23 protein-coding genes are annotated in these 25,473 nt (G+C 73.0%); 10 read left to right on the top strand and 13 right to left on the bottom strand.

Going from position 1 to position 25,473, the window contains the following annotated elements; translation table 11 throughout:
* Nucleotides 1–105: 105 nt before the first annotated feature.
* The 7 genes from BK819_RS15565 to BK819_RS15535 all read right to left on the bottom strand — a co-directional run bounded on the left by BK819_RS15565 (nt 106) and on the right by BK819_RS15535 (nt 8,073).
* Entirely contained in the window at nt 106–1,209 is a 1,104-nt protein-coding gene (locus BK819_RS15565) for a glycerate kinase (RefSeq protein ID WP_071329933.1), read from the bottom strand.
* Nucleotides 1,206–2,273, bottom strand: coding sequence for a LacI family DNA-binding transcriptional regulator (locus BK819_RS15560; protein WP_083391831.1), 1,068 nt, complete (start codon nt 2,271–2,273; stop codon nt 1,206–1,208). The genes BK819_RS15565 and BK819_RS15560 overlap by 4 nt, the downstream gene beginning before the upstream one ends.
* A 43-nt stretch (nt 2,274–2,316) precedes the next feature.
* Nucleotides 2,317–3,081: a sugar phosphate isomerase/epimerase gene (locus BK819_RS15555; protein WP_071329932.1), complete on the bottom strand. Its 765-nt coding sequence runs from the start codon at nt 3,079–3,081 to the stop codon at nt 2,317–2,319.
* A 488-nt stretch (nt 3,082–3,569) separates the two neighbouring features.
* Nucleotides 3,570–4,487: a sugar phosphate isomerase/epimerase gene (locus tag BK819_RS15550; protein WP_083391830.1), complete on the bottom strand. Its 918-nt coding sequence runs from the start codon at nt 4,485–4,487 to the stop codon at nt 3,570–3,572.
* Nucleotides 4,484–5,704: a DUF993 family protein gene (locus BK819_RS15545; RefSeq protein ID WP_071329931.1), complete on the bottom strand. Its 1,221-nt coding sequence runs from the start codon at nt 5,702–5,704 to the stop codon at nt 4,484–4,486. The genes BK819_RS15550 and BK819_RS15545 overlap by 4 nt, the downstream gene beginning before the upstream one ends.
* The gene (locus BK819_RS15540) at nt 5,701–6,870 is read right to left on the bottom strand and encodes a Gfo/Idh/MocA family protein (RefSeq protein WP_071329930.1); all 1,170 of its coding nucleotides are present in this window, start codon (nt 6,868–6,870) and stop codon (nt 5,701–5,703) included. The genes BK819_RS15545 and BK819_RS15540 overlap by 4 nt, the downstream gene beginning before the upstream one ends.
* 102 nt (nt 6,871–6,972) lie before the next feature.
* Nucleotides 6,973–8,073 carry a substrate-binding domain-containing protein gene (locus BK819_RS15535; RefSeq protein WP_071329929.1) on the bottom strand — a complete coding sequence of 367 codons (1,101 nt, stop codon included), beginning with the start codon at nt 8,071–8,073 and terminating at the stop codon, nt 6,973–6,975.
* Nucleotides 8,074–8,255: 182 nt separating this feature from the next.
* Here BK819_RS15535 and BK819_RS15530 point away from each other — a divergent pair, with 182 nt between their 5' ends.
* Together BK819_RS15530 and BK819_RS15525 are read left to right on the top strand one after the other, a co-directional pair.
* Entirely contained in the window at nt 8,256–9,266 is a 1,011-nt protein-coding gene (locus tag BK819_RS15530; protein ID WP_071329928.1) for a hydroxyacid dehydrogenase, read from the top strand.
* A complete protein-coding gene (locus BK819_RS15525; RefSeq protein WP_071329927.1) occupies nt 9,263–11,221 on the top strand; it encodes a DUF2264 domain-containing protein in 1,959 nt (652 codons plus the stop codon). Before BK819_RS15530 ends, BK819_RS15525 begins: the two co-directional genes overlap by 4 nt.
* Before the next feature lie 3 nt (nt 11,222–11,224).
* Here BK819_RS15525 and BK819_RS15520 read toward each other — a convergent pair whose 3' ends face one another.
* Nucleotides 11,225–12,190, bottom strand: a complete 966-nt coding sequence (locus BK819_RS15520) for a LacI family DNA-binding transcriptional regulator (protein WP_071329969.1) — start codon at nt 12,188–12,190, stop codon at nt 11,225–11,227.
* A gap of 100 nt (nt 12,191–12,290) precedes the next feature.
* Here BK819_RS15520 and galT point away from each other — a divergent pair, with 100 nt between their 5' ends.
* From galT to BK819_RS15500, 4 genes are all read left to right on the top strand, one after another.
* On the top strand, nt 12,291–13,475 hold the full coding sequence (gene galT, locus BK819_RS15515; RefSeq protein WP_071329926.1) for a galactose-1-phosphate uridylyltransferase: 1,185 nt from the start codon (nt 12,291–12,293) through the stop codon (nt 13,473–13,475).
* Nucleotides 13,472–14,656: a galactokinase gene (gene galK, locus BK819_RS15510; RefSeq protein ID WP_071329925.1), complete on the top strand. Its 1,185-nt coding sequence runs from the start codon at nt 13,472–13,474 to the stop codon at nt 14,654–14,656. The genes galT and galK overlap by 4 nt, the downstream gene beginning before the upstream one ends.
* A gap of 46 nt (nt 14,657–14,702) precedes the next feature.
* The gene (gene galE / locus BK819_RS15505) at nt 14,703–15,683 is read left to right on the top strand and encodes a UDP-glucose 4-epimerase GalE (RefSeq protein ID WP_071329924.1); all 981 of its coding nucleotides are present in this window, start codon (nt 14,703–14,705) and stop codon (nt 15,681–15,683) included.
* Between the two features lie 158 nt (nt 15,684–15,841).
* Complete coding sequence (locus BK819_RS15500) at nt 15,842–16,429, top strand: protoglobin domain-containing protein (RefSeq protein ID WP_071329923.1); 588 nt, start codon at nt 15,842–15,844, stop codon at nt 16,427–16,429.
* Between the two features lie 54 nt (nt 16,430–16,483).
* Here the strand turns inward: BK819_RS15500 and BK819_RS15495 are convergent, their stop codons facing one another.
* From BK819_RS15495 to BK819_RS15485, 3 genes are read right to left on the bottom strand one after another with little or no spacing between them, the layout of a single operon-like run.
* Nucleotides 16,484–17,809 (bottom strand): MFS transporter, encoded by a 1,326-nt coding sequence (locus tag BK819_RS15495; RefSeq protein ID WP_071329922.1) that lies wholly within the window; start codon nt 17,807–17,809, stop codon nt 16,484–16,486.
* Complete coding sequence (locus BK819_RS15490) at nt 17,806–18,732, bottom strand: polysaccharide deacetylase family protein (RefSeq protein WP_071329921.1); 927 nt, start codon at nt 18,730–18,732, stop codon at nt 17,806–17,808. The genes BK819_RS15495 and BK819_RS15490 overlap by 4 nt, the downstream gene beginning before the upstream one ends.
* A 23-nt stretch (nt 18,733–18,755) precedes the next feature.
* Nucleotides 18,756–19,901, bottom strand: coding sequence for an ROK family protein (locus BK819_RS15485; RefSeq protein ID WP_071329920.1), 1,146 nt, complete (start codon nt 19,899–19,901; stop codon nt 18,756–18,758).
* 247 nt (nt 19,902–20,148) lie between these two features.
* Between BK819_RS15485 and BK819_RS15480 the strand changes: the two genes are divergently transcribed.
* A complete protein-coding gene (locus BK819_RS15480; protein WP_071329919.1) occupies nt 20,149–20,676 on the top strand; it encodes a GNAT family N-acetyltransferase in 528 nt (175 codons plus the stop codon).
* A 12-nt stretch (nt 20,677–20,688) separates the two neighbouring features.
* On the opposite strand, the gene BK819_RS15475 is transcribed toward BK819_RS15480, so the two are convergent.
* A complete protein-coding gene (locus tag BK819_RS15475; protein WP_071329918.1) occupies nt 20,689–22,137 on the bottom strand; it encodes a gamma-aminobutyraldehyde dehydrogenase in 1,449 nt (482 codons plus the stop codon).
* 99 nt (nt 22,138–22,236) lie between these two features.
* On the opposite strand from BK819_RS15475, the gene BK819_RS15470 reads away from it, so the two are divergent.
* Genes BK819_RS15470 through BK819_RS15460 form a run of 3 tightly spaced genes read left to right on the top strand, consistent with a single transcriptional unit; the run spans nt 22,237 to nt 24,481 of the window.
* On the top strand, nt 22,237–22,704 hold the full coding sequence (locus BK819_RS15470; RefSeq protein ID WP_025105441.1) for an Lrp/AsnC family transcriptional regulator: 468 nt from the start codon (nt 22,237–22,239) through the stop codon (nt 22,702–22,704).
* 26 nt (nt 22,705–22,730) lie between these two features.
* Nucleotides 22,731–24,134: an FAD-binding oxidoreductase gene (locus BK819_RS15465; protein WP_071329917.1), complete on the top strand. Its 1,404-nt coding sequence runs from the start codon at nt 22,731–22,733 to the stop codon at nt 24,132–24,134.
* Nucleotides 24,131–24,481, top strand: a complete 351-nt coding sequence (locus BK819_RS15460; protein WP_071329916.1) for a cupin domain-containing protein — start codon at nt 24,131–24,133, stop codon at nt 24,479–24,481. The genes BK819_RS15465 and BK819_RS15460 overlap by 4 nt, the downstream gene beginning before the upstream one ends.
* Before the next feature lie 23 nt (nt 24,482–24,504).
* Here BK819_RS15460 and BK819_RS15455 read toward each other — a convergent pair whose 3' ends face one another.
* Complete coding sequence (locus BK819_RS15455) at nt 24,505–25,422, bottom strand: site-specific DNA-methyltransferase (protein WP_143049332.1); 918 nt, start codon at nt 25,420–25,422, stop codon at nt 24,505–24,507.
* Nucleotides 25,423–25,473: the final 51 nt, after the last annotated feature.

Genomic DNA, 25,473 nt, shown 5'->3' with positions numbered 1-25,473 from the left:
CGCATTCCCGTTCGGTGTTGCGAGTCTATGCCGACGCTTCTGCCGTGTCAACGCATGGCCGCGGCCGCACCGTCGTCGCCCCCTCGGGCGGGGCGTCCTGGCCGGTCACCGCGTCCGGGCGAGAGCCGCGCCCGCGACCCGCAGCCAGCGTGCGGGGTCGGTCAGGGCGGCGGTCGGCGACCCCGCCAGCGCGGTCAACGACATCGCCTCCGCGAAGAGGCTCGTATCCGCGTCGTCCGCGATCCGACCCGCCGCGAGCAGAGGACGCGCCCCTGCCTCGGCGGCGAGCGCGGCGAGGAACGACGGCACCTTCCCGTCGCCCGACTGTCCGTCGTAGGATCCCTCGCCGGTGATCACGACCTCGGCGCCCCGCACGGCCCCGGCCAGATCGATGAGGGCCGCCACCTCGGCCGCCCCCGGAGCGAGGACCCCGCCCCAGCGCACGAGCGCGGCCCCCGTCCCTCCGGCGGCACCGGTGCCGGGCAGCGCCGGATCGACAGGAAGGAGGGCGGCGAGGTGCGCGAGCGCGTCGTCGACACGGGCGATGTCCTCCGGAGCCGTGAGGCCCTTCTGCGGACCGAACACCGCCGCCGCACCGCGAGGGCCGACGAGCGGATTCGTGACATCGGTCAGCACGCGGACGTCGGTTGCCGTGCGCAGCGCCCCGAGGTCGGCCGTGACGATATCCACCAGACCACGCGCGCCCCGCGCCACCGGCTCACCGTCCGCGTCGAGGAAGCGTGCCCCGAGAGCGGTGAGCAGGCCGGTGCCGCCGTCGGTGGAAGCACTGGAGCCGATGCCGAGGATCAGGCGCGAGACGCCGTGATCGAGGGCCGCGGCGATCGCCTGCCCGAAGCCGATCGTGTCGGCCTCCCAGGGGCGCAGACCGTCGAGGAGCTCGATGCCCGAGGTCGAGGCGATGTCGACGACGCCCGTGCCGCCGGGGGCGTCGGTCGTGCTCGGCAGGAGCAGCCAGGACGTCTCGACGGGAGCGCCCGCCGGACCGTCCACCGTGACCGGCAGGCGCTGTGCATCCGGTACCGCCGTCGCGAACGCCGCGACGGTCCCCTCCCCGCCGTCGGCCATCGGGCGGAGGACGATGTCCGCGGCCGGCTCGACCTCCCGCCAGCCGGCAGCGAGCGCCGCGGCGGCGTCGGCCGCGGTGATCGTGCCCTTGAAGCTGTCCGGAGCGATGACGACGCGGGTCATGCCCCGAGCCCCGGGGTGCTCGCGCGGACGACCACCTCGAGGGGGAGCGACGGCTGCTGCCAGTCCTCGTCGACGATCGCGCGGAAGGCCTGGTACCCGGCGTCACTCAGCGGCACGCAGACCGTGGTGAGGGCCGGTGTCACATCGCGACTCGAGGGCACGTCGTCGAAGCCGCAGACCGCGATGTCCGCGCCGACCTCCCGGCCGGCCGCGCGGATGGCCGCCATCGCGCCGATCGCCACGACGTCGCTGATGCCGAACACGACGGTGCCCGCGGGGACACCGGCGGCGAGGGCCTCGGTCATCGCCGCCGCCCCGGACTCGCGGCGGAAGTCTCCGCGGACGGTCTGCGCGACCTCTCCCCCGCCCTCCGCGAAACCGGCGCGGAAGCCCGCCAGCCGGTCGTCCGAGGTCCGCACGCCCTCCGCCGCCCCGACGAGCACGGCGGAACGATAGCCGAGTGCCGCCATGCGACGACCGAGCGCGGCGGCCCCGGCCCGGTTGTCAATCTCCACCCGGCGATCCCCGTCGCCGTCCGCACCGAACGCGACCACACGGCCCCCGAGGCGGGTGAACTCGGCGAGCTCGCGGGCCGTCTCGGCCTGCCCTTCCTCCTGCGTCCGCGAGGCGGCGAGGATGAGGCCCTGCGGTCGCTGTCCGCGCAGCGCGCGGACGATCCGGGCCTCCCGCGCCGGATCGCGCTCGGTGATGGCCACCGTCACGACGAGGCCCTGCTCGTCGGCTCCGCGGGCGACGCCCGAGGCGATGAGACCGAAGTAGGGGTCGGCGATGTCGGCGACGAGGAGCGCGATCACCGGCGAGCGTCCGCGGGCGGTCGCCTGCGCGGAGACGTTGGCCGTGTAGCCGAGGGCCTCGGCGGCGGCCTCCACCCGTTCCCGGAAGGGGGCGGCGACCTTGCGTTCGGAACCGTTGAGCACGCGCGACGCGGTCGCCAGGGACACTCCGGCCTCGAGTGCGACGTCGTGCAGCGTGGGTGCCGGTCCCCGCGCGTGACGGGGGCGGCGCGCGGCCGGCGGCTCTGCCGGAGTGACGGGCGGGGTCATGCTCCGAGCCTACCGACGGCGCCGGAACCGCTTCGAGGGGCGCTCACGGCTGCCGCCCCAGAAACCCGAGGAGGGCAGCGGCCTCGCCGGCGAGCAGCTCAGGGGCGTCGCCGGGCACGAACTCCAGCAGCGCGTCGCGCGGCGGCTGCGGGGCGGCGGCGACGTCCGCGAAGAACCGTGTCCAGAGCGCGGACCGGGAGCGGAGGGTGTGGCGCTCGGTGCGCGGCCACCAGGAGAAGACATGAGCGGCGGAGACCTGCGGGCCGAGCCGACGGAACTCCTCGAGCGCCACGGGGACGGGGGCGCCGACCGTGGGCTGCCAGTACGTCGACAGCATCGGGTGGTCGACCTCCTGCAGCAGCTCAAGGGTGGCCGGGGCGGTGTCGGCGAGCGTGCCGCCGTGGAACTCCAGGGCGAGCCCGATGCCGCGCGCCGCGGCCTCGTCCGCCGCCTGCCGGAGGCGGGTCACGATGCGGTGGCGCTCCTCCGCCGACGCCTCCGCCGAGCCGTGCGCACCCGCCCACACCCGCACGCGGTGGGCACCCAGGGCCGCGGCGCTGTCGAGGACGGCGGTGAGCGACTCCTCCGGACCGGCGCGGAAGTACGACCCGTAGGACGCGACGGCGAGCCCAACATCGGTGGTCATCCGCGCGACCTCCGCCGCGCGGTCGACGTCCCCCGGCGGCACATGCACGTCGCCGCCCCACTCGATCACGTCGAGGCCCGCGGCAGCCGCGAGCCCGACGATCCTCTCCGGCGGCAGCGCCCGGAACGTCACCGAGCACAGCCCCGCACGGATCCCCGTCATCCCGTCATCCTCTCAGTCCTCCCGTCCGCCGGCACCGTCCGGCCCGTCCACCCCGGGCTCCCCGGTCGGACGACCCGGCCCCTTCCGTTCCCCGTGTCGAGTCCGTCTGCACAACCTCGTCCCGTCTGCACGACCGAACCCCGGGTCTGGCCGTGCACACGTTCCCGAGTCGTGCAGGTGTCCCTGTGGGACCAATACACGACGTGGGTCCGAAACACGACGACCGAGACCGGGGAACGGGACGGTACGGACTTCCTCGTCGAGTCCCACCTGCACGACCTCGTCCCGCCTGCACGACCGGAACCCAGGTCTGACCCTGCAGACGAACCCGAGTCGTGCCGGTGTCCCCCGGTCGATCCGACACACGACGACCGAGACCGGGACGGATGCACGACCTGAGCACGACGGGACGACCGACACCCGGGAACGGGTCGTGCATCCGTGGCGGGGTCGTGCATCCGGAACCTCGGTGGGGACGAGACCGGGGGTCACAGGTGGGGGGCGACCGCCGTCGCGAAGGCCTCGGCCGTGCGACGGACCACACGAGCCGGGTCGTCGGCCCACACGTCGGCATGGAAGATCTCCACCTCGATGTCACGGTCGTAGCCGGTGTCCTGCACGGCGCGGGTCAGGGCGCTGAAGTCGATCACCCCGTCCCCCGGATAGTGCCGGGAGAGGAGGGGGTCTGCGGCAAGGGGGGTCTTCCAGTCGCACACCTGATACGTGGCGATGCGGCCCTCGCGTCCGGCCCTGGCGATCTGGTCGAGCACCTGCGGGTCCCACCAGATGTGGAACGTGTCGACGGCGGCACCGACCACGGCAGGGTCGAAGTCCGCGGCGATGTCGAGCGCCTGACCGAGGGTGGAGACCACGGCACGGTCGGAGGCGTACATCGGATGCAGCGGCTCGATCGCGAGGGTCACCCCGGCGGCCCGGGCGTCCTCCGCGAGGGTGCCGATCGCATCGCGAACGCGCTCCCGCGCCCCGACGAGGTCGCGCGACCCCTCGGGAAGACCGCCGGCGACGAGCACCAGGACAGCCGTCGACCCCTCGGCACCGGCCGCCGCGAGAGTGGCCGCCTCCTCGATCGCCCGGCGGTTGTCGTCGAGGGCGGCCTCGCGCTCCGGGCCCGCGGGCAGCGTGAAGAAGCCCCCGCGGCAGTGGGTCGTGAAGCGCAGGCCGGAGTCGGTCAGCATGCGGGCGGCGACATCGAGGCCCACCGCCTGCACGGGCTCCCGCCACAGACCGATGGCCTCGACCCCCGCCGCCGCCGTGACGCGCAGGGCCGTCGCGAGGTCCGCGTGCTTCACGGTGGCCTGGTTGATCGAGAGCCGCGGGTGCGGCACGGTCCCGACGCCGGCCGCCCGGGACTCGCGCTCCGCCGCCAGGCTCCGGGGGGCGGTCATGCGTCCACCCCGTTCAGCCGGAGCAGGCTGTGCCAGCGCTCCCGCGCGAGCTCCGGCTGCTCCAGGGCGAGCGCCCCGTTGGCCAGCTCGACGATGCGGCTGAGGTGCGGCAGGCTCCGCGCAGAGTGCAGTCCCCCGACCATCTGGAACGCCGGCTGATGACCGTTGAGCCAGGACAGGAAGGCGACCCCGGTTTTGTAGTAGAAGGTCGGCGCCGCGAACACCTGCCGGCTCAGCTCCTCGGTCGGCCCGAGGAGGGCGAGGTACCGCTCGGGGTCGTCCGCGTCGAGCGCCTGGATCGCGGCGGAGGCCACCGGGGCGAGAGCGGCGAACGCGCCGAGCAGCGCATCCGAATGCCCGCGCGACGCGGACCCCTCGGGCGCGGCCGCGTCGGCCAGACTGTCTCCGCCGATGAGGCCCACGTAGTGGAAGTCGTCGCCGGTGAACATGCGCACCCCCTCCGGCAGCCGCTCGCGCACCCAGACCTCGGACTCCGCGTCGAGCAGACTCATCTTCACCCCGGCGACCGCGGCGCGGTTCTCGCCGATGATGTCGAGCAGCACCTCGGCGGCCTCCTGCCACGCGGGACCGCCGCTCCCCCCGGAGGACGAGGGCGCGAAGTACCCCGCCAGCTCCGGATCGAACGCGGTGCCGAGCCAGTGCAGCACGACCGGTGCCGATGCGCGGGACAGCACCTCGCGGTACACGCGGCGGTAGTCGTCCGCGCTCTCCGCGACCCTGGCGAGGTGCCGCGACGCCATGAGCACCGGCCCCGCCCCCTGCTCCTCGGCGAAGTGCAGCTGCTCGAGATAAGCGGCGATCACCTGATCGAGCGAGATGCGTGCGTCGTCGACGTGATCGGTGTTGACCCCGACGACGACTGCCCCGCCCTCCTCGCGGGCGACCTCGGCGCTGCGGGCGATGAGCTCGCGCACCGCCGCCGCATCCAGGCCCATGTTGCGCTGCGCAGTGTCCATCGCGTCGGCCACGCCGAGTCCCCACGAGTACACGTTGCGCCGGAACGCGAGCGTGGCGTCCCAGTCGATGTCGGCCGGGCGTCCCGGCGTGTTGTCGGCGTGCACCTTCGGCACGACGTGCGCGGCGGCGTAGGCCACCCGACTGCGGAGCGGACCCTCCGGCCGTGTGACGGCACCGGCCTCCCGGAGCTCCGCCTCGGCGGTGCGGCCGTCGGCGGCGAGCAGGCGGAGGGTGGTCATGCGTGGTCCAGGGTCAGCGGCTCGAGCACGATCTTGCGCCCTTCGGCGCTGGACGCGAGTCCGGCCTCGGCGAACTGGACCCCGCGCGCGCCGGCGAGCAGGTCGAACGGATAGTCGGTGCCGAGGACGAACGAGGTGAGGTACTCCTCCCACTGCTGCCGGAAGCCGTTGTGGAACACGTCGTTCGTCGGCACCTGCTGCCAGTCGGCGTCGTAGTCGTGGCTGTCCTCCAGGTCGGGGTTCCACACGGGCTTCGGCGTGGCGTTGCGCGGCTGGATCTTGGCGCCGAACAGCCCCACGACGGCGGAGCCGTGCGTGCCGTCGACCTGGAACTCCACGAGCTCGTCGCGGTTCACCCGCACGGTCCACGAGGAGTTGATCTCGGCGATCGCCCCGCCGTCGAGCTCGAAGATGCCGTAGGCGGCGTCCTCGGCTGTGGCCGTGTAGTGCTCGCCCTTCTCGTCCCAGCGGTCGGCGATGTGCACCGCGGCCTGCGCGTAGACGCTCGTGACCTCGCCGAAGAGGTTTTCCAGCACGTAGTTCCAGTGCGGGAACATGTCGGTGATGATGCCGCCGCCGTCCTCGGTGCGGTAGTTCCAGCTCGGACGCTGCGCGGGCTGCCAGTCGCCCTCGAACACCCAGTAGCCGAACTCGCCGCGGACGGACAGGATGCGGCCGAAGAAGCCGGAGTCGATGAGGCGCTTGAGCTTCTGCAGCCCCGGGAGGTAGAGCTTGTCGTGGACGACGCCGGTCTTCACGCCGGAATCGCGCGCCAGCCGCGCGAGCTCCAGGGCCTCGTCCAGCGACTCGGCGGTGGGCTTCTCGGTGTAGATCGCCTTGCCGGCGGCGATGGCCTTGCGGATCGCGGACGCCCGGGCCTTCGTGACGAGGAAGTCGGCGTAGATCTCCCACTGCGGGTCGGCGAGGGCGGCGTCGAGGTCGGTCGTCCAGTCCTCGATGCCGTGCTTCGCGGCCAGTTCGGCGAGCTTGGCCTCGCTGCGTCCGACGAGGATCGGCCGCACGGTCACGCGGGTGCCGTCGGGGAGCTCGATCCCGCCCTCGTCGCGGATCGCGAGGATAGACCGCACCAGGTGCTGCCGGTATCCCATGCGCCCGGAGACGCCGTTCATGATGATCCCGATCTCGCGGGTGGGGGCCTGTGCCATCTCGGTCCGTTCCTCTCGGTGGAAGCTGTCGGCGCTGACAGGAGAATCTTGGTAAGCGCTTTCCGAGATCATGGCATGAGACGCACGACCTCGCAACCGCCCCTAGCGCGGAGGGACCGTGCTGGCGCGCACGTGCAGCGCGGGAGCCACCTCGACGCGCTCCGCGGGCCGGTTCGGGCCCTCGCGCAGGCGATCGCGGAGGAGCTCGACCGCACGGCGCCCGACATGCTGCTTGGGCGGCCGCAGCGCGGTGAGCGGCGGGGACCCGTGCTCGGCGACCTCATCGTCGTAGGCGATGAGCGAGAGGTCGTCGGGCAGCCGCCAGCCCGCGTCCTGCAGATGCTGCTGGAGCAGAAGCGCCTGCGGGTCGGAGTGCACGAGCAGCGCCGTCGCCCCCGTCTCACGGATCTCGGCGAGCAGCGCCGAGACCACCTCCGCCTGCGCCGATCCCTCCATCCGGTCCAGGGCGGCGTCGCGGTCCACCGTCACCGTGAGCCCGAGCTCGGCGACGGCCCGCGACCAGCCCTGCCGCAGCCCGGCGGAGGTCGGTGACTGCGGAGAGGTGAGGATCCCGACCCGCCGGTGTCCGAGTGCGGCGAGGTGCCCGGCGGCGAGCGCGCCCCCGAACGCGTGGTCGGTCGCCACGGTCTGCATCCGGGTGAGGGCGAGAGCGGACGGGGTCCGGCGCTCCACGAGCACGACCGGCACAGGGAGCATGTCCAGCCAGGAGAGCAGCGCGTGTCCGTCGGCGCCCTGCGTCTCGGGGGCCACGATGAGCCCGTGCACCGTCCCGGATTCCAGGAGCGCCGCGATCTGGCGGCGCTGGTCCTGCGCGGCGTAGCTGGCCCCGCGGAGCACGAGCTGCACCCGCGCCTCGACCCCGGCGCTCCGGGCACCGACGACCACCTGCGGCCAGTAGTAGCTCAGCGACGGCACCACCATCCCGATCCGGAACTGCGGCCCGGGGAGGGCGGCCCGCGCGACGGTCGTGTCCAGGGCGCTCCGCAGCACCGCTCCCCCGTGCACCCGGGTCAGCAGCCCGCGGTCCGCGAGCGTGGTTATGTCGCGGCGGATGGTGAGCTCCGCCACCCCGAAGTCGCGGGCGAGATCGGCCACGCGCACCGCCCCCGTCCGGCGCAGCTCGTCCAGGATCCGTTCCCGGCGGGAGAGGCCGAAACGCGGGGTGGGACGCTCCTCGGTCATGACGACCTCCGCGATGCGTGCTCGCCGAGGGTGCCGCGGGGGATCATCGGATTCTCGCCTTCGTTGTTCGAGTCTGTTCGATGCAGACGGTTTCGGTTCGATCACGTTGCCTGCGCTCGAACGCACAGTCTTCACTGGAACCCCGCGCCTCGGCAAGCGCATACCCAGAACTGCGGAGACTCATGACCCCTCGACCATCCGTCCTCGCCGCGCTGTCGACGGAGGCGTGGGACCTCGTGTTCGACGACGCTCGACGCGCCCGCCTGCAGACCCTCGCCGCACCCCCCGACGCGCTGCACACGCCCTCCCTCGACGCCGCGGCTCGGGACGACCTCCTCCGCGTGGAGGTGCTGGTGACGGGCTGGGGCGCGCCGGTCCTGGACGCGGACCTGCTCGACCGTCTGCCCCGGCTGCGCGCCGTCTTCCACGCGGCGGGGAGCGTGCGCGGACTCGTGTCCGACGCGTTCTGGGAGCGCGACATCCTGCTCACCTCGGCCGCCGAGGCCAACGCGGCTCCCGTCGCCGAGTACACGCTCGCGATGATCCTGCTCTCCGGCAAGCGCGCCCTCCTCCCGCTCCGTACGGCCGACGCACAGCACGACCTGCGCGTCGGCCCCCGCGTCGGGGGCCGTATCGGCAACCTCGACCGCACGGTGGGCATCGTCGGGTTCTCCCGCATCGGGCGCCGCGTGGTCGAACTGCTGCGGCCCTTTCCCGGACTGCAGGTGCTCGTCGCCGACCCGTTCGCCGACCCCGAGGAGGTGGCCGCGGCCGGCGCCCGGCTGGTCCCGCTCCACGCCCTGCTCCCCGCCGTCGACCTGCTCTCCCTGCACGCACCGGCCCTGCCCGCGACGCGGGGGATGATCGGCCGCGCGCAGCTCGCGGCGCTGCGCGACGGCGCCACCGTGCTCAACACCGCGCGTGGCTCCCTCCTCGATCACGACGCGCTGCTCGCGGAGTGCGCCTCCGGTCGCCTCGACGCGATCCTCGACGTCACCGACCCGGAGCCGCTTCCGCCCGACCACCCGCTGCTGCACCTGCCGAACGTCGCGGTCACCCCGCACCTCGCCGGCTCCCTCGGCACCGAGGCACACCGGCTGGCCGACGCCGCCCTCGACGAGCTGGAAGCGTGGGTGGCCGGTCGTCCGCCTCGACACCCCGTGCACCGCGCCGACCTCGCGCACAGCGCATGACGTCCCTCGCACTGCCTCCGGAGGACCGCGCGCTCTCCCCGCACACGGGATGGACGCGCGCACACCTGACGACGGTCGCCGATGCCATCCTCGACGGGGCCGCCCGTCACGCGAGCCCGGCGGGCGCGGGCATCCGCTACCCCGGCGCTCCTGGCGGCTTCGGCGCCGCGGTCGATGCGCTCGAGGGATTCAGCCGCACGTTCCTGCTGGCCGCGTTCCGCATCGCCGGCGACCCGCTCGGCACGGAGGCGCTGGCCGACCGCTACGCCCGAGGCCTCGCTGCGGGCGTCGACCCCGATGGTGCCGAACGGTGGCCGCGCCCCGACGAGGTCGACCAGGCGAAGGTCGAGGCGGCGGCGCTCGCGCTGAGCCTGCACCTCACGCGCGACACGGTGTGGGCGCGCCTCGACGACACGGCCCGGACCCACACCGTGGACTACCTCGCGACGTTCGTCGGCGGCAGCTACCCGCCGAACAACTGGGCGTGGTTCCGGGTGCTCGTCGAGCAGTTCCTGGAGAGCGTCGGTGGGCCGTCCTCCGCCACGGACCGCGCGACCGACTTCGCGCTCCTGGACGGGTTCGAACGCGAGGGCGGGTGGAGCGCCGACGGCGCCGCCCGGTCGTTCGACCACTACGCCGGCTGGGCGCTGTCCTTCTATCCGCTGCTCTGGGCGGACATGGTCGGCGCGGAGCCGCGTCACACGGACCGGGTCGCCCGGTTCCGCCGCCGGCTCGACGCGTTCCTCGACGACGCCCTGCATCTCGTCGGCGCCGACGGCGGACCGCTCATCCAGGGGCGCAGCCTCACCTACCGCTTCGCGACGGCCGCCGCGGCCGGGGCCGCGGCGTTCTCCGGCACCTCGCGGCATAACCCCGGCCTCCTGCGCCGGGCGGTGAGCGGTCAGGTCCGGCACTTCGCCGCCCGCGGTGCGCCGGATGCGACCGGAGTGCTGCCCCTCGGCTGGTACGGCGCCTGGCGCCCGCTCGCCCAGGACTACTCCGGCCCCGGCTCCCCGTACTGGGCGGCGAAGGGTCTCCTGCCGCTCGCCCTCCCCGCCGCGCATCCGTTCTGGACCGCCGTCGAACAGCCCCTGCCGATCGATCGGGGCCCGTTCACCCGCGTCCTGCTCGCCCCGGGGTGGCTGGCGACGGGCACCCCGGACGGCGTCGTGCGCGTGGTCAACCACGGCACCGACCACCGCATCCCCGGTGCGTTCCAGCCCGATGCGCCGCTGTACGCGAAGCTCGCGTACAGCACCGCGACCGCCCCCGTTCTCGCCGGCCCCGGGGCACGCGACCCGCTCGACGGCACGGTCGCCGTGGTGCGCGGGGGCCGAGCGAGCCACCGCTCCGGCTTCCTGACGGGGCGCCTGAGGGAGACGGACGGCACGGCGCTCGGCGGCTCCTGCGGCCCCGCGCACTGGCACGACGGCGTCCGCATGGAATTCGACGTCGGCGGAGGCGGCATGGCCGTCGAGACCACGGTCGGCCCGATGGTCGATGTGGTGTCGGTGGTGCGCGGACCGTGGGAGGTGCGGCTCGTGCGGGTACGGGCGGGCGCAGGGCCGGACGGAGCGATCCACGACGGCGACGTCCTCCGCATCGGCGGATGGGCCCTGTCCGCCGCCACCGTGGTCGGGACCGGCCCCGCCGCCGTCACCGCCGCCCTCACCCCCGGCGGGGAGACGCAGAGTCGGGTGGTCGGCCTCCACGGCCTCGACGACGCGACCGCGGGGGTCCGGCGGGAGCGGGACGTGACCCCGCTCGGCCCGGAGACGGTCACCCCGTGGCTCTCCGCGCCGGTGCGACCCGGCACCTGGATCGCGGTGGGCGTGCTGCTCGGAGGCTCGCCCGCTCCACCGGAACTCGAGCTGCGGGGAGGGGACGCGACGGTGTCGTGGCCGGACGGCGCCGCGACGACCTTTCGCCCCGACGAGCAGCTGCCCCGCGGATGAGCGTCAGCGGTGTGCTGTGCTCGCCCGCTCCACGAGCCGCGTCGGCACCACCGCGGGTGCTGCAGGATCGGTCGTCGTCCCGTCGGCCTCCACAGCCGCGATGAGCGCGGTGACCGCCCGCTGCGCGAGCGCCGGGAAGTCCTGCCGGACGGTCGTGAGCGGCGGGAGGAAGTTCGCCGCCTCGGGGATGTCGTCGAAGCCGACCACGCTGACGTCCGACGGAACCGCGCGCCCGGACTCCGCCACCGCCCGCAGCAGCCCGAGCGCCATCTGGTCGTTGGCGCAGAACACCGCGGTCGCCGTGCCCAGAGCCGCGCCCGCGGCGAAGCCCGACTCCGCGCTCCAGTCGCCGCGCACGACCGGCGGTGGCACGACGCCGGCATCCGCCAGGGCGTCACGCCAGCCCCGCTCGCGCTCGGCGGCGGCGAACGAGCCCGCCGGTCCCGCGAGGTGGTGGACGGTCTCGTGCCCGAGATCGAGCAGGTGGCGGGTGGCGGCCTGCGATCCCGCGGCATGATCGCTGTGCACCACGGCCGCTCCGGCGCCGGCGGGGGCATCCACGACGACGAGGTGCAGCTCCGGCGGCAGGGTCGCGGCGGGGACGAGCGCGGAGGCCTCGTTCAGCACGAGAGCCCCGTCCACGCCCTGATCGGCGAGCCGGGCGAACGCGGCCTCCACGCCGTCCGCGGCCGTGACGACGGTGAGCGCGTATCCACGATCCGCCGCCGCTTCGGCCGTGGCCTGCAGCATCCGGGAGTTGCCGACCGTGGCCAGAGTGGTCACGACGAGGCCGAGGGTGTGGCTGCGCCCGGTGCGCAGGGCCCGCGCCGCGCGATGCGGTCGGTAGCCGAGCTCGGCCATGGCGGCTTCGACCCGCGCCCGGGTCTGCGGGTCGACGCGGGGGCTGCCGTTGACGACGCGGGAGACGGTCTGCCCCGAGACGCCGGCGCGCGCCGCGACAGTGGCCATGGACACGCGCGCGGCGGTCGTGGGCTTCTCGGCCACGGGAACCTCCGTTCACAACTCCGTCGTGTTGACGTTAGCACGCGACCGTGCCTACCATGTTGACGTGAACACGCCCGCCTCGGAGATCCCGCCGATACGTCTCGGCGCCGGTGTCGTCAAGCGCCCGACCACCCTCGCCGACGGCCGCGACCTCATCTACTACGACGACCCGGACACCACTCTCGGTGCCGAGCGGTCGGTCGACGCCCGCACCCTGGCCCCGCGGCCGGACACAGCGACCATGCGGCTCGACGTGCTCACGGGCGACTGGATCACCGTCGCCGCCAACCGTCAGAACCGCGTCATGATGCCGGGAGCCGATGCCGACCCGCTCGCGCCGCAGACGCCGGGGAATCCGTCCGAGGTGCCGTCCCGGTACGACGTGGCCGTGTTCGAGAACCGCTCCCCCGCATTCGGCCCCGCCCTCGCCGAGCCGGTCGGCACCGCCCCCGGGGCGACGAACCCCCCGCGCGGCCTCGACGACCTCGCGGCCCTCGGACTCGGGCGCACCCGTACCGCGGTCGGCCGCTGCGAGGTCGTGTGCTTCAGCCCCGAGCACTCCGGCTCCTTCGGGACGCAGACCGTGACCCGCGCCCGCACCGTCATCGAGGCCTGGGCCGACCGCACCGCCGCCCTGTCCGCCCTCCCCGGCATCCAGCAGGTCTTCCCGTTCGAGAACCGCGGCGAGGCGATCGGCGTCACGCTCCCCCACCCGCACGGCCAGATCTACGCGTACCCCTACGTGACCCCGCGCACCGCCCGGGTGCTGGACGCGGTCGACCGCACCGCGCCCGACCTCTTCGCCCGCATCCTCGCCGAGGAGCAGGCGTCCGAGCGGGTGGTGTTCCGCGGCGAGCACTGGACGGCGTTCGTGCCCTTCGCGGCGCGGTGGCCGCTCGAGGTGCACCTCATGCCGCATCGGCACGTGCCCGACCTCGCCGAGACCACGGCGGAGGAGCGCGACGAGCTCGCCCCGCTCTACCTCCGCCTCCTCCGCGGTGTCGACGCGCTCTATGACAGCCCGACGCCGTACATCGCCGCCTGGCACCAGGCTCCGGTCGACGTCGGCCGCGACACCGTGCGCCTGCACCTGCAGCTCACGAGCCCGCGCCGCGCCGCCGACAAGCTCAAGTTCCTCGCAGGTTCCGAGGCCGCGATGTGGGCGTGGGCCGCCGAGGTCGCGCCCGAGCAGGGCGCCGCCCGACTCCGCGAAGCGATCGCCCGCACCGATCAGGAAGCTTCCGCATGACCTCCGCACACGACGCCGCCGTCGACCTCTTCACCGCCCTCACCGGACACGCGCCGGACGGCGTCTGGTCCGCCCCGGGCCGCGTGAACCTCATCGGCGAGCACACCGACTACAACGACGGCTTCGTGCTGCCGTTCGCGATCCCGCAGCGGACCGTCGCCGCGGTCGGTCGCCGCGCCGACGGTCGGCTCCGCGTCGCCTCGACCATCGCGGACGAGCCGGTCGAGATCGCCCTCGACGACCTCGACCGCCTCTTCCCCACCCCGGCCGGCGCGGCACCCGCGGTGTCGGAGTGGGCCGCCTACCCGCTCGGCGTCGCCTGGGCCCTCCGCGCGGGCGCCCCCACGACCGCGGTCTCCGGCCTGGACATCGCGATCGCCTCCGACGTCCCGGTCGGGGCCGGGCTCTCGTCGTCCGCCGCGATCGAGGGAGCGACGGCGACCGCGCTGGACGAGCTCTGGGGCACCGGTCTCGACGCCGTGGCCCTCGCCCGGATCGGACGGACGGCGGAGAACGAGGCCGTCGGCGCGCCCACCGGGATCATGGACCAGATGGCGTCGATGCTCGGGGAGCCCGACTCCGCGATCTACCTCGACTGCCGCTCGCTCACCGCCGACGTCGTGCCGCTGGGCATGGCCGACGCCGGCCTCGCGGTGCTCGTGATGGACACCCGCGTCACGCACGCGCACTCCACCGGCGGCTACCGGGAGCGCCGCGCCGCGTGCGAGCGCGGGGCCGCGATCCTCGGGGTGCCCGCGCTGCGCGACGTCGCCGTGGCCGACCTCGCCCGCGCCGAGAGCCTGATGGACGACGTGACCTTCCGCCGCGTACGCCACATCGTCACGGAGAACCAGCGCGTGCAGGACACTGTGGCGACGCTGCGCACCGCGGGCGCCCGTGGCATCGGCGACCTCCTCGTCGCGTCCCACGCGTCGATGCGCGACGACTTCGAGATCTCGACGCCCGAACTCGACGCCGCCGTGGAGACCGCCCTCACCTCGGGGGCGGTGGGCGCGCGCATGACCGGCGGCGGGTTCGGCGGTGCCGCGATCGCCCTCGTCGACGGCGACGCCGTGCCGCACCTCGCCGACGCGGTACGGGGGCGGTTCGCCGCCGAGGGCTTCGACGCCCCGCACCTGTTCGAGGTCAGCCCGTCCGCAGGTCCGCGCCGCGACGCCTGACACAATGAAGGGTCGAGCCGCCACCGCCGCGGCAGGAGAGGAACGCATGTCCTGGATCGTCACCGGCGGCGCCGGCTACATCGGTGCCCACGTCGTCCGCACTCTCGCGGAGGCCGGCCTCTCCCCCGTCGTGCTGGACGACCTCTCCAGCGGCGTGGCCTCGTTCGTGCCGGAGGGCGTGCCGTTCGTGCAGGGCAGCATCCTCGACCGCGCGCTCGTCGAGGAGACGCTGCGCACCCACGAGGCGGACGGCGTGATCCATGTGGCGGGCTACAAGTACGCCGGCGTCTCGGTCCAGCGCCCGCTGCACACCTATGCCCAGAACGTCGAGGGGACGCGGATCATCCTCGAGGCGATGGCGGCGGCGGGTGTCGCGAACATCGTCTTCTCGTCTTCGGCGGCCGTGTTCGGCACCCCGGACGTCTCCCTCGTCGTCGAAGACACCGCCAAGCGGCCCGCGAGCCCCTACGGCGAGTCGAAGCTCATCGGCGAATGGCTGCTCCGCGATCAGGCGATCGCCACCGCCGACTCCGACCGCCCGCTGCGCCACACCTCGCTGCGGTACTTCAACGTCGTGGGCTCGGCCGACCCGACGGTCTACGACGTCAGCCCGCACAACCTCTTCCCGATCGTCTTCGAGGCGCTGATCGAGGGGCGCACCCCCAAGATCTTCGGCGACGACTACGACACCCCCGACGGCACGAACGTGCGCGACTACGTGCACGTCGGCGACATCGCCGCCGCCCACGTCGCCGCGGCACAGCGCCTGGCCTCGGGCGCCCCGATCGAGCCCGCGTACAACCTCGGCTCCGGCGACGGCCTCAGCGTGAAGCAGATCATGGACGCGGTCGCCCGCGTCACCGGCATCGACTTCACCCCGGAGATCGGCCCCCGGCGCCCCGGAGACCCGGATCGGATCGTGGCGACCGGCGAGCTCGCGGCCCGCGACCTCGACTGGACCATGCGCTACACGGTCGACGAGATGGTGCGCACGGGCTGGGAGGCTCGCCGCGCCGCCGCCGTCTGACACGAGCGGAGCTCTGGACGATCCGCACCGAAGTCCGGTCGATCTGAGCTGTTTCGTCCGCTCTCCTGCGGCAGAGTCGAGGGACACACCACGGGTGCCGCGCTCCGCTCGTCTACGGAGGCGGTATCCGCCGCCCTTCGAGAGATGGATACCGCCTCGTGCACGAACACACCGCCGGATACGACTACGCTGACCCCCGGATCCCGACATCGCCCGTCACCCTCGCCGATCTTGAGCGCCTGAAGGCCTCGGTGCTCTGGTCGAGCGCCGACGAGGAGGCCCTCCGCCGCGCCGGGGCCATCCTCGTGCCCCAGACCGAGGCCATCCTGGACGTCTGGTACGGCTTCGTGGGTGCGCACCCGCACCTCGTCGCCACGTTCGCCGGAGAAGATGGCACCCCGGATCCCGCTTACCTCGGAGCCGTCCGCCGCCGCTTCGCCCGGTGGATCGACGACCTGTGCAACCGTCCCTACGACGAGACGTGGCTCGCCTACCAGGAGGAGATCGGCCGACGCCATCACCCCAGCGGCAAGAACCGCACGGACGGCGTGGCGTCCACCTCGGCGTACATCCCCCTCCGCGATCTCATCGGCTTCATCACCCCGATCACGCTGACCATCCGCCCGTTCCTCAGGAACGGCGGCACCGGGGAGGATGATGTGCAGGAGATGCTCGACGCCTGGCTCAAGGCCGTCACCCTCACGGTCGCGCTGTGGGCGCGTCCGTACAGCACCGAGCTCTGGTGAGCACTCGGGGCGGCCCCTCGGCAGGGTCGCCCCCTGTTCTCCCTTCCGCGACGCTCAGACGTCCCGTGCACGGAGCGGGTAGACCCAGAAGCACAGCCATCCGACGGCGGTGAAGGCCAGGGGAATGACCGCCAGCATGAGCCGGATGCCGCCGTCGACGGCCTCCGGCTGCGCGTCGCCGAGCTCGGCGTCGAAGCCGGTCGCGGTCAGCACGGCCGCGGCGACGATCGCCTGGAGGACGACGGAGCCGCGGACGACGAAGCCGTTCACGCCGAAGTAGGCGCCCTCGCGGCGGTGGCCCGTGCGGTGCGCATCGTCGTCGATGATCTGGGCGAGCACGACCTCGAGGAGCTGCAGCAGCCCGCCGACGCCGACCCCCACCGCGATCCCGACGAGAGCCGCCGCCCCCACGGACGTCGGGAGGAGGTAGCCGAGCACCGCGACCCCGAAGACCGCGACGCTCCACAGCAGCGCCGTGCGCGGGGAGGTGCGCCGGACCACCGCGCTCCACAGCACGATCGACGGGATGGCCGTGAGGAAGATGGCGCCGAGCAGCAGGCTCCCCTCCCCCTCGGCCGCCCCCAGCGAGTAGCGGACGTAGAACGGCACGGCGGCGAGGATCACGGCGATCGAGGTCTGCACGCAGAGCGAGCCCAGCACGTACGGCACGAAGGCGCGGTTGCGGAACGTGTAGACGAGCTGGTCCCGCCAGCGCATCGCCTCGGAGGCGGCCTCCGGTACCCGGCGCTCGATCATCCCGCCGAGGAACGACCAGGCGAGCAGCACGAGACAGACGCCGGACAGCACGAGCGCCATCCCCGGCCAGCCGATCGCGTCGTAGAGCGCGGGAGCTCCGGCCGTGCCGAGCACCATGCCGAGGATCGCGAAGATCTGCCGCGGCACGTTCCCGCGGGCGCGCTCCTCCGTGGTCCGGAAGATCTCCGGGAACAGCGCGGAGATGTTCAGCACCACCACGACGAAGGCGATGTCGTACACCGCGACGACTACGAGGAACCACACGATGAGCCCGGCCGCCGGGAGCGCGGGCGGCATCCAGACGAGGGCGAAGGCCACGACGAGCGGCACGATGCCGAGCCCGATCCACGGGATGCGGCGGCCCCACGGCGTGCGGATCCGGTCCGAGAGCGCTCCGACGACCGGGTTGAGCGCTGCGTTGAGGATGCCGTGTGCGATCATCGCGGCCGCCACCCACCCGGCGGGGACGGCGAGGTGCGAGACGTAGAAGTACACGACGAACGCCGAGAACGTCTGCGTCATCAGCTGCGTCGGGAACCCCGAGGCCCCGAAGGCGATGGTCTGGGAGCGGGTGGGAGCGGCGTCGAGACGGCGGTCGCGCAGCCGTTCGCCGAGCGCCGTCACCGGGTGTCTCCGCGCTGCAGCTCCCGTAGCGCGCGCCAGCCGACGCGGACCAGGCCCTCCTCGGCGATCGTCTGCTGCACGAGCGGGTCGTCGAGCAGCCGCAGCTCATAGCCGCGTTTGGCCGCCGCGAAGTCCACCGCGGCGCGCAGCTCCTCGCCATCGGCCATCGGGTGCAGGTAGATCTCGGTGACCCCGGGCGGGACGGCGCGCAGCACCGCGAGGAAGCCGTCTCGGACCTGCTCGTACGACTCCTCGTCGGCGGTGCCCTCGCCGCGCAGCTCGAACGGGTGCGTCCACAGCCGGTCGACGATCTCCACCCCGAACGCATCGGCCACCGCCGCGGCTTCGGTGAGCTTCGCCTGCAGCATCGGATCGGCGTCCGCCCCCTCCATCTCGCGGGGCAGGCGGAAGGGGAGGCCCTGTCGGGCGGCGAGCTCGAAGACGGCGCGCAGGAAGTCACGGCCGGTCAGCAGCCCGTAGACGGAGCCCATGTGGTTGTCGAGGTGGGTCACGTCAACACCGGCATCGAGCGCGGTCTGCAGCTGGGCGGCGATCTCGGCCGCGACGTCCGCTTCGGAGGCGCGCTGCTCCACCGTCGCGACGTCGGCGGGGAAGAAGCCGTCGGCGTCGACGAGGGTCGAGGCCCCAGTGAGCGGACGCCACCGGTACCGACGCCACTCGCTCGTGAGCACGAGGTGCACGCCCACGTCGAGGTCCGGGTGCGCGGCAGCGAAAGCGAGCGCTTCCGGGGACCAGGCGCAGGGCACCATCACCGTCGCCGAGTCGATCCGTTCGCGGAGAAGGAGCCCCGAGATCGCGGCGTTCGCGGCATGGCACATCCCGAAGTCGTCGGCGTTGAGGATGACCGCCCTGGCACCGGACGGCAGTCCGAGTCGGTCGGCGAGGGCGGAGGAGGCGGTCATGGCGTGTCCTGTCGGGCGGGCGGTCAGCGGCCGGCGGCGGCTGCGCGGGAGGGGGTGAGGATCCGGGTGAAGACGTCGGCACGGAGCGCGGAGGCCGCCTCCCCGACGGCTCCGACGAGCGGCGCCTCCGGCCCGAACGCCGAGGCGAGGAACCGGAGCGGCAGCTGCGCGGAGAACTCGTCCGCGACCCGTTCGATCGCGTCCAGGAGCGCCGGGTGCACCGCCTCCCCGCCGAGGATGAAGGCCTCGGGATCGAGCACGAGGGCGACGCTGCCCGCCGCGAGGAAGAGCCGGCGTCCGATCTCGGCGACGAGCGCCTGCGCCGCCTCGTCGCCACGCTGTGCCGCCTCCAGGTGGGCGAGGAACGGCGCGTCGACATCCAGCCCCAGGCCGAGGGCGAGGTCGCGCACCACCGTGGCGCCCGCGACGGGGGCGCCGATGGGCACCGGCGTCTGCGGGAGGTACATCACCTCGCCCGCCACACCGGAGAACCCGCGATGCAGCGTCCCGTCGATCACGATGCCGGCTCCGAGGTCGTCGTCGAGCAGCAGGAGCGCGAAGCTCGCGAGGTCGATGCCGACGCCGGCGGTCGACTCGGCGAGCGCGGCGAGGTTGACGTCGTTCTCGACGCGGACCGGGCAGTCGAGGGCGGCCACGAGAGCCGAGCGGAAGGCGCCGCCGTCCGGCCCCTGGTCGTCGCGGATCGCACCGTCGGCGGCCACGATCCCGGGCACTCCGACGACGGCGAGGTGGAGCGCGCCCTTCACGGATCGCCGGCAGGCCGCGACGAGGGCGGCGATGTGCGCGACCCGGTCCTCGCCCGGAGGGAAGGCTCCGTGCCGTTCGGCCCTGACGGTGCCGCTGGCGTCGACGAGGACGACGTGGGCGGCGTGATGATCCACGTGCACGGCGGCCGCGAAGCCGAGGGCCGGGTGCAGCGCGACGCGGCCGGCCGCCGGTCCGCGGGTGTCGCGGTCGACCCCGGCTGCGGTGACGGCTCCCGCGGCATCGAGCATCCGCAGCACCTGGGTCACGGCCGTGCGGGAGAGGCCGGTCGCCGCCATGAGCTCGGACCGGGTCTGCGGTCCGCTCCGGGCCAGGCGTTCCAGGATCGCGCGGCCGTTGAGTGTACGGAGCAGGGTCTGCGGTCCTGCGAGGGGTCGTGACATGCGGCGGAACCTCTGAGGGTCGATTCTCGTGCGGAGTCGGTGCCCGCCAGCCTGCCACATCGCGTCGCACCCGTCGACCCGTCCTCTCCGGCTGTGTCGCTTGCACGACCCGGGCACGGTTGCAGGACGGAACACGGGTTTGGGTCCCACAGACGTACCCAGGTCGTGCAGGTGTGACCCGGTGACCGAAGGAGGAAGGGACGGGAGGTGTCGGAAGGACGTCGGCGGGCGTGCATAGAGTGGAGGGATGACGCCCCTGGTGATCCGAGACGCCGTCGCCGACGATGCCGAGGCCGTGGCGAGAGTGCACGTGCGGTCGTGGCAGGCGGCCTACGAGGGCCTCATCGACCAGGAGGTGCTGGACGGGCTGTCCGTCTCGGAGCGCGCCGACGGGTGGCGCCGCATCTTCGCCGACCCGCTGCCCACGAGCCTCGGAACCCTGGTGGCCGAGCGCGACGGCACCGTCGTCGGCTGGGCCTCGTCCGGCTCCGGCCGCGACCCCGACGGACTGGACGATGCGGAGCTGTACGGCATCTACGCCGATCCCACCGCGTGGTCGACGGGCGCGGGGCACGCCCTCCTCGACGCCGCCGAGCAGCGCATGATCGACGCCGGCCACACCCGCGCCTACCTCTGGGTCCTCGACGGCAACGACCGCGCCGACGGCTTCTACGCCCGGCACGGGTGGGAGCTCGACGGGGCCACGAAGATCGACCAGCGCCCGCAGTTCACGCTCCGGGAGCACCGCCGCGTCAAGCACCTCACCCCGCGCTGAGCGGTCCCGTCGTCAGTCCAGCGCGCTCATCACGTGCTTGATCCGGGTGTAGTCGTCGAAGCCGTACTGCGACAGGTCCTTCCCGTATCCGGAGTGCTTGAACCCGCCGTGCGGCATGTCCGACACGAATGGGATGTGGGTGTTGATCCACACGCACCCGAAGTCGAGATCGCGGGAGAAGCGCATGGCGCGAGCGTGATCCCGCGTCCACACCGACGCGGCGAGCGCGTACGGCACGTCGTTCGCCATCGCGAGCGCCACCTCCTCGGTGTCGAAGGCCTGGACGGTGAGCACGGGTCCGAAGATCTCCCTCTGCACGACCTCGTCGTGCTGCTGCACGCCGGTCACGACGGTCGCCTCCCAGAAGTAGCCACGGTCGCCCTGCCGCGCCCCGCCCGTCGCGACCGTCGCATGCGCGGGAAGCCGGTCGACGAAGCCCTGCACCTGCGCGAGCTGGGCCGCGCTGCTCAGCGGCCCGTACAGCACACCCTCTTCCTCCGGCGCCCCGGTCCGCGCGTGCGTGCGGGTCCGCTCCACCAGTGCGGCGACGAGCTCGTCGTGCACCGACGCGTGCACGAGCACCCGGGTCGCGGCGGTGCAGTCCTGCCCCGCGTTGAAGAAGGCACCGGTGACGATGCCATCGACCGCCTTCTCGATCGACGCATCAGGGAAGACGATCGCGGGCGCCTTGCCGCCGAGCTCCAGGTGCACGCGCTTGACGTCCTCGGCCGCGGAGCGGGCCACGGCCATGCCCGCCCGCACCGAGCCGGTGATGGCCACCATCTGCGGCGTCGGATGCTCGACGAGGGCCGCTCCGGTCTCGCGATCGCCGAGCACGACGTTGAGGGTGCCGGCGGGGGTGTGCGCGGCGACGATCTCGGCGAGCAGCAGCGTGGTGAGCGGCGTGGACTCCGCCGGCTTCAGCACGACGGCGTTGCCGGCCGCGAGCGCGGGAGCGATCTTCCACACCGCCATGTTCAGGGGGTAGTTCCACGGCGTCACCTGCCCGATCACGCCGATCGGCTCCCGGCGCACGAAGGAGGTGTGCCCGGGGAGGTACTCCGCGGCGGCTCGACCCTCGAGGCTCCGCGCGGCGCCGGCGAAGAACCGCAGCTGGTCCACCGACTGCAGGATCTCATCGGCGACGAGCGTCGCCCTCGGCTTGCCGGTGTCCTTCGATTCGAGGTCGGCGAACTCCTCGGCCCGCGCGGCCATGTCCTCGGCGATGCGGAACAGCGCGAGCTGGCGCGCGGACGGCGGGGTGTCCCTCCAGATCGGGAATGCCGCCGCGGCCGCGGCGTACGCGGCATCCACGTCGGTGCGGTCGGAGATCGGGATCTCGCCGTAGGTTTCCTCCGTCACCGGATCGATGAGGGGCAGGCGGCCGCTCCCGGCTGCCGTGACGGCGCGGCCGCCGATGAAGTTCTGCAGGGGCACGGTCATCGTCGACGGTGAGGACATAGCGCCATGGTAGCCATCCGGACACGGAATCTGTAGCTTTTCGGCCAGTGATCGACGGATTCAGTTGCGCAAGGCCCATCGGAATGTCACGATCGGTACATGAGTCCGAAGACGCCTCCCCCCGCCCTCGACGATATCTCGAAGCGCATCGTCGAACTGCTGCAGGAGGACGGGCGACGTCCCTACGCGGAGATCGCCCGCGAGGTGGGGCTCAGCGAGGCCGCGGCCCGCCAACGGGTGCAGCGGCTGACCGAATCGGGCCTGATCCAGATCGTCGCCGTGACCGACCCGCTGCAACTCGGCTTCCACCGCATGTCGATGATCGGCATCCGGGTGTCCGGCGACCCCCGCGCGATCGCGGAGGAGCTCACGGCGATCCCCGAGCTCGCGTACGTCGTCGTCACCCTCGGGACGTTCGACATCCTCGTCGAGGCGGTGTGCGAGGACGACGACCATCTGCTCGACCTCATCGCCACCCGCATCCGCACCATCCCCGGCATCATCCAGACGGAGAGCCTGCTCTACGCCGGCCTCTACAAAGACCTCTACAACTGGGGAACGCGCTGACGCGCTCCCCTCGCATCGGAGTGAACATGGGCACCACGGTCTTCGAACGCCGGCGTCCTCCGCAGTCCGTCGTCGACGACGCCCTGCGCGACACGGCCCTGTCGGTCTTCTGGCTCGACGACGTCGAGCGCCCCTCGCATCCGCCGCTGCGCGGCACCGTGCACACGGACCTCGTGGTCGTCGGCGGCGGCTACACCGGACTCTGGACGGCCGTGCGCGCGAAGGAGCGGGATCCGGAGCGGAAGGTGGTCCTCCTGGAGGCGTCCCGCGTGGCCTGGGCGGCGTCCGGGCGCAACGGCGGCTTCTGCGAGTCCAGCCTCACCCACGGCCACGAGAACGGCGTGAACCGCTGGCCCGAGGAGATCGACCGGCTGGAGGAGCTGGGCCACGAGAACCTCGACGGCATCGCCGAGACCGTGCGGCGGTACGACATGGATGCCGAGTTCGAACGGACGGGCCAGCTCGCGGTCGCCGTGGAGCCGCATCAGGTCGAGTGGCTGCGCGAGGAGGAGGGCTTCCTCGACCGGGAGGCGGTGCAGGCGGAGGTCCACTCCCCCACGTTCCTCGCCGGCGCGTGGGACCGGGAGGGCAGCGCCCTCGTGCACCCCGCGAAGCTGGGCCTGGAGCTCGCTCGGGTGGCCGTCGAGCTCGGCGTGGAGATCCACGAGCACAGCCTCGTCCGGCGGATCGAGGGCGCGGACTCCGGCCCGGTGACCCTCGTCACGGAGCACGGCCGGGTAACCGCCGATGCCGTGGCGCTCGCGACGAACGTGTTCCCCTCGCTCCTGAAGCGCAACCGCCTCATGACGGTGCCTGTGTACGACTACGTGTTGATGACGGAGCCGCTGTCGGCGGAGCAACTCGCGTCCATCGGCTGGCGGAACCGCCAGGGACTCGCCGACAGCGCCAACCAGTTCCACTACTACCGCCTCACCGCCGACGACCGGATCCTGTTCGGCGGCTACGACGCGGTCTACCACTTCGGCGGCAAGGTGCGCCCCGCCTACGAGGATCGGATGGAGAGCCACCGGCGGCTGGCCTCGCACTTCTTCACCACCTTCCCGCAGCTCGCCGGCCTCCGCTTCACGCACCGCTGGGCCGGCGCGATCGACTCGTCGAGCCGGTTCTGCGCGTTCTTCGGCACCGCCCGCGGCGGCCGGGTCGCCTACGCCACAGGGTTCACCGGCCTCGGGGTCGGCGCCGCCCGGTTCGCCGCCGACGTCATGCTCGACAAACTCGCCGGCGAGGAGACCGAGCGCACGCAGCTGCGGATGGTGCGCGAGAAGCCGATCCCGTTCCCGCCGGAGCCGGCCGCGTCCGTCGGCATCAACCTCGTCCGCGCCGCGATGGACAAGGCCGACCACAACGAAGGGCGCCGCAACCTGTTCCTGAAGACGCTCGACGCGCTCGGCATGGGCTTCGACTCGTGACCGCGCTCGCCCCGGGGGCCGTCGTCGACGCCGGACGCCTCGCGCTGACGCACACCCCGCTGCCCGACGAGGACGTCCGCGACGGCGCGCCGACCACGGCGTACTCGGTGCTCGACGACGCAGGAGGCATCGAGATCGGCGTCTGGGAGATGACGCCGGGCACCGCGGTGGACGTCGAGGAGGACGAGGTGTTCGTCGTGCTCTCCGGTCGCGCGACCGTGACGTTCACCGCACCCGCACTCCCTCCGGTGGAGCTCGGACCCGGGTCGGTGATGCGGCTCACCGCCGGCATGCGCACGTTCTGGACGGTGACCGCGACGCTCCGGAAGGTCTCGATCGGGATCTGACGCCTCCGCCGAGCGCGTCCCGTTCAGGCCAGACGGACCTCCGCGTGTGGGATGCGCGCAGCCATGACCCGCACCGCCTCCGGATTGTCGTCCACGAGCACCGCCTCCCGACCGAGTGCGGAAGCCACGGCTCCGGTCGTGCCGCTGCCCGCGAAGAGGTCGAGCACCCGGTCACCCGGCCGGCTCGACGCGCTCACGATACGCCGCAGGACGCCCTCCGGCTTCTGCGTCGGATATCCCGTCTTCTCGCGTCCGGTGGTCGGGACGATCGTGTGCCACCACACGTCGGTCGGGAGCTTGCCGCGTGCGGCCTTCTCCGTGGTCACAAGGCCCGGCGCCATGTACGGCTCCCGGTCGACGTCGTCGGAGTTGAACACGTACGTCCGCGGGTTCTTCACGTACACCAGGATCGTGTCGTGCTTGGTGGGCCACCGCCGCCGGGACTTCGCGCCGTAGTCGTACGCCCAGATGAGCTCGTTGAGGAAGCAGTCCCGGCCGAACACCGCGTCGAGCATGACCTTCGCGTAGTGCGCCTCGCGGTAGTCCAGGTGCAGGTACAGGGTGCCGTCGTCGGCGAGCAGCCGCCAGGCCTCTTCCAGCCGCGGCATGAGGAAGGCGCCGTAGTCGTCGAAGCTGTCGTCGTACGCGCGCAGCATGCCGCGCACCCGCTCATACCGGTGCCCGTGGAAGCCGTGCCGCACCTCGGGCTCGCCGACCGCGTGTTCAGAACTCAGGAGATCCGACGCGCTTTCGGCCGGTTGGGGGCTGCACCCGTCCGGATCCGCCGATTCTTCCGGAGTTGTGAACGTGCGGCGGGCGGTGACCACCTGCCGCTCCCGCACCCGCCCGGTGTTGAAGGGCGGGTCGAGGTAGACGAGTGTGAAGGATGCGGACGGCAGAGTCGCTGCGACCGCGAGGTTGTCCCCCTCGATCACCGACACCCGCCCCAGGCCCTGGGCCCCCGAGCCTGTCGAAGGGCTTGAGCTTGTCGA

The organism is Microbacterium sp. LCT-H2, from assembly GCF_001866135.1.
GTDB lineage: Bacteria > Actinomycetota > Actinomycetes > Actinomycetales > Microbacteriaceae > Microbacterium.
This window is presented reverse-complemented; position numbering and strand designations above follow the sequence as displayed.